Genomic DNA, 8,684 nt, shown 5'->3' on the forward strand with positions numbered 1-8,684 from the left:
TTTACCAAAAAAACCAAGATCATTTTAATTTTTAATTTGTTTTTGATAAAAGAGTTTTATTAGTCGTCTGCGTCAATAGCTGAAAATAATAGAGCACGCCCACCTAGAATTCTGGTCAGATTGCGACAATCGTGCGACCGAATGCGCCAATTTCGTGCGCATCATCCGGCGCAAGCAATGAATCGCCAGCTTAGGGATAGCCTAAAGTAGCCATGTATTTCTAATGGCCTGAGCGGTTAATCCATTAATTTATTTTCATCACACTCAGCTTCGCCTTATGCACCGATCTGATGATAGCCTCATCCGTTTTATTCCACATGAGCGGCTGGGTTGAATGCTCGTTGTGGGCCTCAATAAATTGGCGGATAGCCACCTTCAGGTCGGCGACGCTGGTGAAGTCACCCCGATACAGCGCTCGTCTTTCCAATTGCGCAAACCAGCCTTCCACGGCGTTCAGCCAATTCGCGCTGGTCGGGGTGAGGTGCAATTTGAAGCGCGGGTGCTTTTCGAGCCACTGCTTGATTACCGTCGTTTGGTGGGTCGAACTATTATCCAGGATCACGTGCAGATACAGCCCGGTTGGTGTGCTGCGTTCAATCTGTTGCAGAAAAACCAGAACCCCCTTGGCTCGTTGGTGCTGGGTAATGCATCCGATGACTTGACCGGTAATGATGTCGAAAGGCGCATACAGACTCGTCATCCAATTGCGTTTGTAATCATGTGTCCGACTCAGACTGCCCGGGATTCCGGTACGCCTATGGATTAGAGGATTAGAGGATTAGAGGGCTATGAGCCTTCTATCGGAGTAGAAAGATGCGTCAGATCGTTTTCAGAAAATTGGGCGGTTCGGAGGTTTTGGAAATGGTCGAAGTCGCCAACCCGGTTCCTGATCCTTGCTAAGTTTTCATGAAGAATGAAGCGCTAGGCCTGAATGACCGGGATCATTTTCCGGCATTCGATATGCCCAGAAATGGCTACCTTGGTGAGTATCCTTGGCATCCGGCATTCGACGGCAACCACACCTCGTCGAGTGGGAAATCACTCTTCTGATAGGCTGCGGGGATGGGCGTAAACTTACGCTTGAGCGGTACTGGTTGCATCAGTCACGCACACGTTGGGGGAGGTTCCAGTGCTTGGTTTGCAAGTGATCGTCCTTGAGAGTTGAGCAAGTGGGCTTACGGCATGGGTTTTACGGTTAGTGTGCCCGCCTGCCAAATGCTTCGCATCATGCTGCCAATGGGATAGCACATCCATCGAGACGTTCTACCTGAACGATTCACGCTGCGGCTATGATACGGGCCGTAGTGGACTGGACTGCCCACATCGTTTTGGCCATATGGATTAGTAGCCGAGCATTTTTTTTGACCTGCTCTTGCCTTACTGGAGTTAATCGTTAGTGAGACACCTGACTTGAGTACCAACATCATCACAAAGGAAGGTCATGAGGCCCTGAAGCAAGAGCTCGACTTCCTTTGGCGAGAGAAGCGTCCCGACACAACGAGGAAGGTTACCTGGGCGGCGTCGCTGGGTGACCGCAGTGAGAATGCGGATTACCAGTACAACAAGAAGTTGCTCCGGGAGATTGATCGTAGGGTCCGATACCTTCGTAAGCGGCTTGAGGACGTGCGGGTAGTCGAGTATTCGCCTGAGCAGGAGGGAAAGGTTTTCTTCGGAGCTTGGGTCGAGATTGAAAACGAGGTAGGAGAAATCAAGAAATTTCGGGTTGTGGGATACGACGAAATTTACGGTCGCAACGATTACATCTCGATTGATTCGCCGATGGCGCGTGCGCTTCTGAAAAAAGAGGTGGGCGACGAGGCAGTTGTTCAGACCCCGGGCGGAGAAATGTTGTGGTGGATCAACGAGATTGTATATTTGAAATAGTATGACTTATTCAGTATGTGTACTATCCATAACTTATTGATATCAAAGGCTATAAGCAGGAATAGTATGGGGGGTGGGGTTCTTGCCATGGTATCGCATTACCTCCGGTAGTTTAAGCATGCTCAACCGCGACATGCTCGCCGCGCCTGAAAAGGACCTGCTTCAGATCCGTGGTCGCGATGCCGCCATGATCTTTCAGGAGCCGATGACCGCCCTGAACCCGACCCGGCGCATTGGTCGGCAGATGCTCGACGTGATCATTCATCACCAAAAAATCAGTGCCAGTGCTGCCCGCGACAAGGCCATCGCCCTGTTGCGTGACATGCACATTGCCAGTGCGGAACAGGTACTCGAAAGCTATCCATTCGAGCTGTCAGGCGGTATGCGTCAGCGAGTGATGATTGCCCTAGCATTCTCCTGCGAACCTCAGTTGTTGATAGCCGATGAGCCCACTACCGCCCTCGACGTCACCGTGCAACGCCAAGTGCTGTTGTTGCTGCGCGAGAAGGCCCGGCAAAAAGGCACGGCCATTTTGCTGATCACCCACGACATGGCGTTGGTGTCCCAGTTCTGCGACCGGGTTTATGTGATGTATACCGGTGCGGTGGTTGAGCAGGGGTTGACGGCCGACGTCATGAGTCATCCCCAGCATCCTTATACCCAGGGCTTGCTCAGCGGCTTGCCAGAGATGGTCGAACCGGGGCAGCCCCTGATGACCATTCCCGGGCAAGTGCCGAACCTGGCGCGCTTGCCCACGGGTTGCACCTTTGCGGAACGCTGTTCGCACGCCATGCCCGTGTGCGGCGAACGTCCGCTGCTGACGGCCATCAACGGTAATGAACAACGGAAAACCGCGTGCTGGTTGCCGCAGAAGGAGCTTTTGAAATGAACAGTGCGTTGATTTCCCCCTCGGCCGACATGGCTCCTGAAATTCTCAAATTGAATGATGTTCGCGTGCGCTTCCCCGCCAGCAATGACTGGCTCGGTCGGCCTCGGGGTTATGCTCACGCGCTCAATGGCATCGACCTTCAGGTCAGGGCTGGGGAAACCTTGGGCATCGTCGGTGAGTCGGGTTGCGGTAAAAGCACCCTGGCCCAACTGCTGATGGGCTTGGTGGCACCCAGCAGCGGCGCACTGAACTGGACCAACGGCCACAAGGGTGAAGGTAGCAGCAACGTGCAGATCGTGTTCCAAGACCCACAATCGTCCTTGGACCCGCGCCTACCGGTCTGGCGCATTATCACCGAACCATTGTATGCCCGCGGCCGTCGTTCTCACGAGCAGATGCGCGCCATCGCCGCCAAAGTAGCGGCCCAAGTGGGCATCCGTCCGGAATACCTGGACCGCTTCGCTCACCAGTTCTCTGGTGGGCAGCGGCAACGGATCGCGATTGCCAGGGCGCTGTCATCGGACCCGGACATCATCGTTCTTGACGAGCCGACGTCCGCGTTGGATATCTCGGTGCAGGCGCAGATCCTCAACCTGCTGGTCGAACTGCAACGAGCGCGAAAGCTGACCTACATTCTGATTTCGCATAACGTCTCGGTGGTGCGACACATGGCCGACCGCGTGGCCGTAATGTACTTGGGGCAGATTGTCTAATTGGGCAGCGCGGCCCAGGTTCTCGACGAACCGCGCCATCCTTATACGCGTCTTTTGCTCGAAGCCGTGCCGCGATTGGGCGTGCCATTGCGTGCCGAGCAGGTGGCAGCACCGACCGAGTTACCAAGCAATCGGCGTCTTCCCGAGGGGTGTTTTTTCCGGGACCGTTGTGGCTTAAGCGCGGCGGGCTGTGAGCAGCTGCAGGTGATGCGCGGTGGTGAGCCGCAGTGGGTCAGGTGTCACGTCAAAGGTTGACCGCAGTTGATCAATTAAGACCAGCATCTGTGGGCGCTAGGTTGTCGGATCGACACACCTCGCGATAGTGGTGGTGCGTCTACATCAACTTGTCGACGGCACTGACGCTATCGCGGGCAAGGACGCGCTACAAAAATTGTGTTTGGGCTAACTAGTAGTCTGAGAGCGAGGGGTCTGTCGCAGTCAGCCAGCGCATGCCTTAACATCCGAGGGCGCTGCCCCTCCGTGTACCAATGAATAAAATTGTACTGAGGCAGACGGACTCTTCCTCTCGCCGTGGATCTGTCCCAGGGTAATCATGTGCCTTAGTGGGAGGTGATGACTTCGCTGGCCGTATGCCGTGGCGCCGTAGCCGAACGACTCGTCTGCGGGGCTCATGCGCGACAGCAGGCAAGAAGGGCCGTTTTTTAGCTCAGGTAAATGGCCGCTGATCCGCCCTCATGGTGCGTTGCTTTAGCAATGACTTCCCCAGGTCACCCTCGACCTCAGCGCGCCAGACTCTGATAGCGCAGGTGGGCCTTGGATTTTCGACCTGAGACTTTACTCATGTGTCCGCAGGTCGGACACCAACTGCCGGAGCGAATGTTGGTAAAAGCACTGCGCCAACTGTGGCCGCGGTGGCACAGCCAATGCAGCTTTTGCCAGCAATTGCGGTATGTCGTCGACAGGCATTGGCCTCCCCGTTCCTCGGCCGTGCGGCGTGCTTCATCAATCCCCAGGCGTTGTGCCTCATGACTACAGGGCTTGCACCACATACCTGACATCACCCGTTCACCTCGGGTTTGCCACTCATGCTTCTGCGCACAACGAAACCAATAATTGGTATTGGCTCCGGTGTACTCCTCAGCCAGGCATTCACCGCCTTGCTTGAGCGCCGCCGTCCGCAGCCGGGCCAAGCCTTCCTCCTGCCAGATCACCCGATCAATCGGCCACCCCCGGCAGCGCGGGCACCAATGATTAGCGTTCAATATGGAGTTGGCGAGTACTAACCAGACATGTCCCACGTGACAGCGAAACTCATGCTTTTCATGGGTGCCTAAATACTTGAGCGAAAGGCATTCACCACCATGGCGTTGCGCGGCCTGCCGCAGGCGCTTGAGGCCTGTTACGCGCGCCTGGGGGGTGAGCTTGGCTTTGCCCTCGGAGCATTGCGGGCAATCACTGTTCGCCAACGCGGTGCGGCCGGTGCGGGTCCACTCATGCCCCTTGGCGCAACGATACTGGTGCAGTTTTTTTTCGCCGAGCCAGCGTTTATCCAGCAAACTCACACCTGCCGCCCGGGCTGCGCTGCGCAGCAGCTGAAGACGTTTGCGGTCCAAGCAGGGCTGACACTCTGGCAGTTTCGATTGCGCCGTGTATGTCGCCAGGTAGCGCTTGACGGTATGCCCTTGGCGACAACGGAACCAATAAACCGATTGGAAACCGCGCCACTCGCCCAGACGTTCCATCCCCACGCGCGTGGCGGCGCTGTGCAGGTGTTCATACAACGCCTGCGCGGCGGCCTCATCGAGCGACGCTGTTACCTGGCGAACCACTGTGACCACAACATCTCCTTCTTTAACTCGAGGGTTGACGGTCGTCCAGTTACGCCCCTACGTGCCTTCAGACTAACGCCGCTAATGTGGCGCTGACCGTATAGCGCGGCATTGTCGCTCAAGGTCGGGCCCCACTGTCCAGTGCTGTTGGTCGACACTGTCAATTTTGTCAAATTGGCGTATTCGGTGGTCGACTTGGCGCAAGTGGGCGATCTTTTGGGAGGCAAAATTCTTATCCTTTAAAAAGGTATCCCGCTGTATTTCAGTCTGAGCGTTCCTCTCCAGGCTCCTTTTTCGCGGCGATGCGCTGCACCCTTCTTGAGAGTTTGACATGGACGTTCGCCCGTTGGCCTTGCCGGTTTTCCCGTCGCCTGCCGCTGTCTTGCCGGGTGAGCGCTTCTGCGGTCTACCCAAGCGCGGTTTGGCGTTGCTGCTGGCCAACGTCATGTTCTGGCAACCGATCTGGGCCCAGGCCGACGGCATCGCGGTCAGTGGACCGGGCACGGCCTTGGACCACGCCGGTAATGGCGTGCCCATTGTCAACATCGCTACGCCAAATTCCGCAGGCCTTTCGCACAACCAGTTCCATGACTACAACGTTGGCGGCGAAGGGCTGATCCTCAACAACGTCGCCGCGCAAACCGGTGCGACGCAGTTGGGCGGCATCATCGTTGGCAACCCGAACATGACCAACCGGGTCGCAGCGCAAACCATCCTCAACGAAGTGGTCGGCGGCAGCCCGAGCCAGTTGCGCGGCTACACCGAAGTCGCGGGGCCGTCGGCCCATGTGATTGTCTCAAATCCGTATGGAATTTCGTGCTCGGGCTGCGGATTCATCAACACCCCTCGGGTCACCCTGACCACTGGCAAGCCGGTGTTGAACGGTGTCGGCGGCCTCGACCACTACCAGGTCGACGGCGGCAGCATCTCGATTGACGGCGTCGGTTTGAACGCCAACAACGTCGACAGCTTCGAAATCATTACCCGCTCAGCCAAGATCAACGCCGAGATTCAGGCCAAGAACCTGAGCATCATTGCCGGGCGCAACGACGTCAATGCGCAGACCCTCAATGCCACCGCGCGCGCCGACGACGGCAGCGCCAAACCACAATTGGCCATCGACAGTTCTGCGCTGGGCGGCATGTACGCCGGCGCGATCAAACTGGTCGGCACCGAGGCCGGGGTCGGCGTACGCCTGGCCGGCAACTTGGCGGCCAGTGGCGGCGATATCCAGATCAGTGCCAACGGCCAATTGAGCCTGGCGCAGACCGCCGCCGCTGGCGCGATCAACGTCAACGCGGCCAGTCTGGAGACACAAGGTCCGGTGTATGCCGGCACCACGCTCAACGTGCAAACCCAGGGCAACCTGACCAACCAGCAAAGCCTTGCCGCGCGTGACCGCATCAGCCTGAGCGCCGGCGGCCAGTTGACCAACAACGGCATCATTGAATCCGGGGTCAATGCCGACAACAGCCGCAACACCACGGGCGACGTCAGCCTGTCCGCGCAGACGGTCAGCAACACGGGCCACAGCGTGATTGCCAGCCGCAACCTGGTGCTCAGCGGCACGACCCTGAATAACGTGGCGGGCACCCTGCGTAGCCAGCAAAACCTTAACCTCACCCTGACCGGCGGCCTGGACAATACCCAAGGACTGCTGAGCAGCGAAGGCTTGCTCGCGGTCAGCGCCGCCAATCTGGCCAACCGCCTGGGCAGTCTGTCCAGCGCCGGCCAGTTGAACATCGCCGTTGTGGGCTGGGTCGATAACCAAGGCGGGCAACTGGTCACTGACGCGGGGTTCGACCTGCACAGTGGCAGCCTGGATAACAGCCAGGCCGGCAGCATCAGCGCCAAGGGCGCGCTCAACCTGGTCACCGGCGCCTTCAACAACAACGCCGGCAGCCTCAGTAGCGGCAATAGCCTGACGCTCAACGCTGGCCAAGTCAGCAATCAGAACAACGGCCGCATCGCCAGCAGCGGGGCCATGGTTGCCAATGTCACCGGCCTGGACCAACAGGGCGGGCAACTGTTCAGCAACACTGGCCTAACCCTGGACCTGAACCATGGTCAGCTCAACAATACGAACGGCCTGATCACCGCCCCCATCCTGGTCCTGAACAATCTCAATGGTGTGGTCAACCAGGGCGGCGAAATCTCCAGCGCCCAAGCCTTCACGCTCGCGGCCAACAGCCTCGACAACAGCAATGGCCGCCTGCTCAGCAATCAGGGCCTGACCCTGCGCATCAACCAGGCATTGAGTAATATCAAGGGGCTGATCGCCGCCTCGACCATCGATGCCCAAGCCGGCAGCCTGGACAACAGTGGTGGCACGGTGACCAGTCAGGCCACCCTCAACTTGAACGTCGAGGGCGCACTCAACAACCAGAACCAGGGGCTGATCCATGCGGCCACGCAGCTGACGATTCTCAGCAGCGCCCTGAACAATCAGAACGGCTCCTTGCTCGGCGGTGCCATTGCCCTCGATTTTGGTATGGCCACCGGTGACCTGAACAACCAGGGCGGGTTAATCACCACCGACGGGCAACTGTCGATCACTCACTTGCGCGACCTGAACAATCAGGGTGGCGAAATCTCCAGTGCTCAGAGCTTCAACCTCGCTGGCCGCACCGTGGATAACAGCACGGGGGACCTGATCAGCAACGGCCAGCTCACCGTCGATGCCGACACCCTGATCAACCAGAACGGTTTGATTTCCGGTTGGCAGGGCCTGAGCGTCAGCGGTGGCAGTCTCGACAACCGCAACACCGGCACCCTCTCCAGCCGCAGTGGAGATGTTAACGTCAGCCTTCGAGGGGCGTTGCTTAACAGTGCCAACGGCGCCCTGGTCAGCCAGCAAGCCTTGACCGTCACGGCCGCCAGTCTCGACAACCGGGGCGGCATTCTGTCCAGTGGTACGGATCAAACCCTGACCGTCAGCGGCGGACTGGACAACGGCCAGAATGGCCTGATCGACAGCGGCGCCACGTTGACCCTCAACGCCGAGTCTTTGGCTAACGTCGGCGGGGTGATCAATGCCCAGCAAGACCTGTCCGTCAACGGCACCTCGTTGGATAACAGCGGCGGCACGCTCGCTGGCAATGGCGCGGTGACCCTCACCCTGCTTGGCATTCTGACCAACACCGGCGGGAAACTCACCAGTGCCGGCCCGCTGCTGATTCAACAGGCCAGCCAGATCAACAACCAGGGTGGGCAGATCGTCAGCCAAAGCCTGCTGACCTTGTTGACCGGTGGCCTCGATAACAGCCATACCGGCACCGTCGCTGCCAGTGGTCCACTGGTACTGACCGCCAGTGGCGCGGTGTTGAACAACGACGATGGCCTGATCTACAGCCAAACGGCCGACGTGCAACTGCACGCCGCGAGCCTCGTCAATGCCGCCGGCACCGT

General features: G+C 58.2%; 4 protein-coding genes and 2 pseudogenes. 4 read left to right on the top strand and 2 right to left on the bottom strand.

Annotation, left to right across the window (positions count from 1 at the left end; translation table 11 throughout):
- Positions 1-244: 244 nt before the first annotated feature.
- Positions 245-763: an IS630 family transposase gene (locus C7534_RS31825; RefSeq protein WP_442963243.1), complete on the bottom strand. Its 519-nt coding sequence runs from the start codon at positions 761-763 to the stop codon at positions 245-247.
- A gap of 647 nt (positions 764-1,410) precedes the next feature.
- Here C7534_RS31825 and greB point away from each other — a divergent pair.
- The 3 genes and pseudogenes from greB to C7534_RS31840 all read left to right on the top strand — a co-directional run bounded on the left by greB (position 1,411) and on the right by C7534_RS31840 (position 3,741).
- Entirely contained in the window at positions 1,411-1,884 is a 474-nt protein-coding gene (greB, locus tag C7534_RS31830; protein WP_109788223.1) for a transcription elongation factor GreB, read from the top strand.
- Between the two features lie 91 nt (positions 1,885-1,975).
- A pseudogene (locus C7534_RS31835) lies at positions 1,976-2,773 on the top strand (ABC transporter ATP-binding protein); the annotation flags it as partial.
- Positions 2,770-3,741, top strand: a pseudogene (locus tag C7534_RS31840) (oligopeptide/dipeptide ABC transporter ATP-binding protein). The pseudogenes C7534_RS31835 and C7534_RS31840, both read left to right, overlap by 4 nt.
- Before the next feature lie 485 nt (positions 3,742-4,226).
- Here the strand turns inward: C7534_RS31840 and C7534_RS31845 are convergent.
- Positions 4,227-5,285 carry a hypothetical protein gene (locus C7534_RS31845; RefSeq protein ID WP_109788224.1) on the bottom strand — a complete coding sequence of 353 codons (1,059 nt, stop codon included), beginning with the start codon at positions 5,283-5,285 and terminating at the stop codon, positions 4,227-4,229.
- A gap of 322 nt (positions 5,286-5,607) precedes the next feature.
- Here C7534_RS31845 and C7534_RS31850 point away from each other — a divergent pair.
- Positions 5,608-8,684: two-partner secretion domain-containing protein (locus tag C7534_RS31850; RefSeq protein ID WP_146206229.1), on the top strand; the 3,077-nt coding region annotated here is incomplete at its 3' end.

The organism is Pseudomonas sp. OV226, assembly GCF_003148705.1.
In the GTDB taxonomy this organism is placed as follows: domain Bacteria; phylum Pseudomonadota; class Gammaproteobacteria; order Pseudomonadales; family Pseudomonadaceae; genus Aquipseudomonas.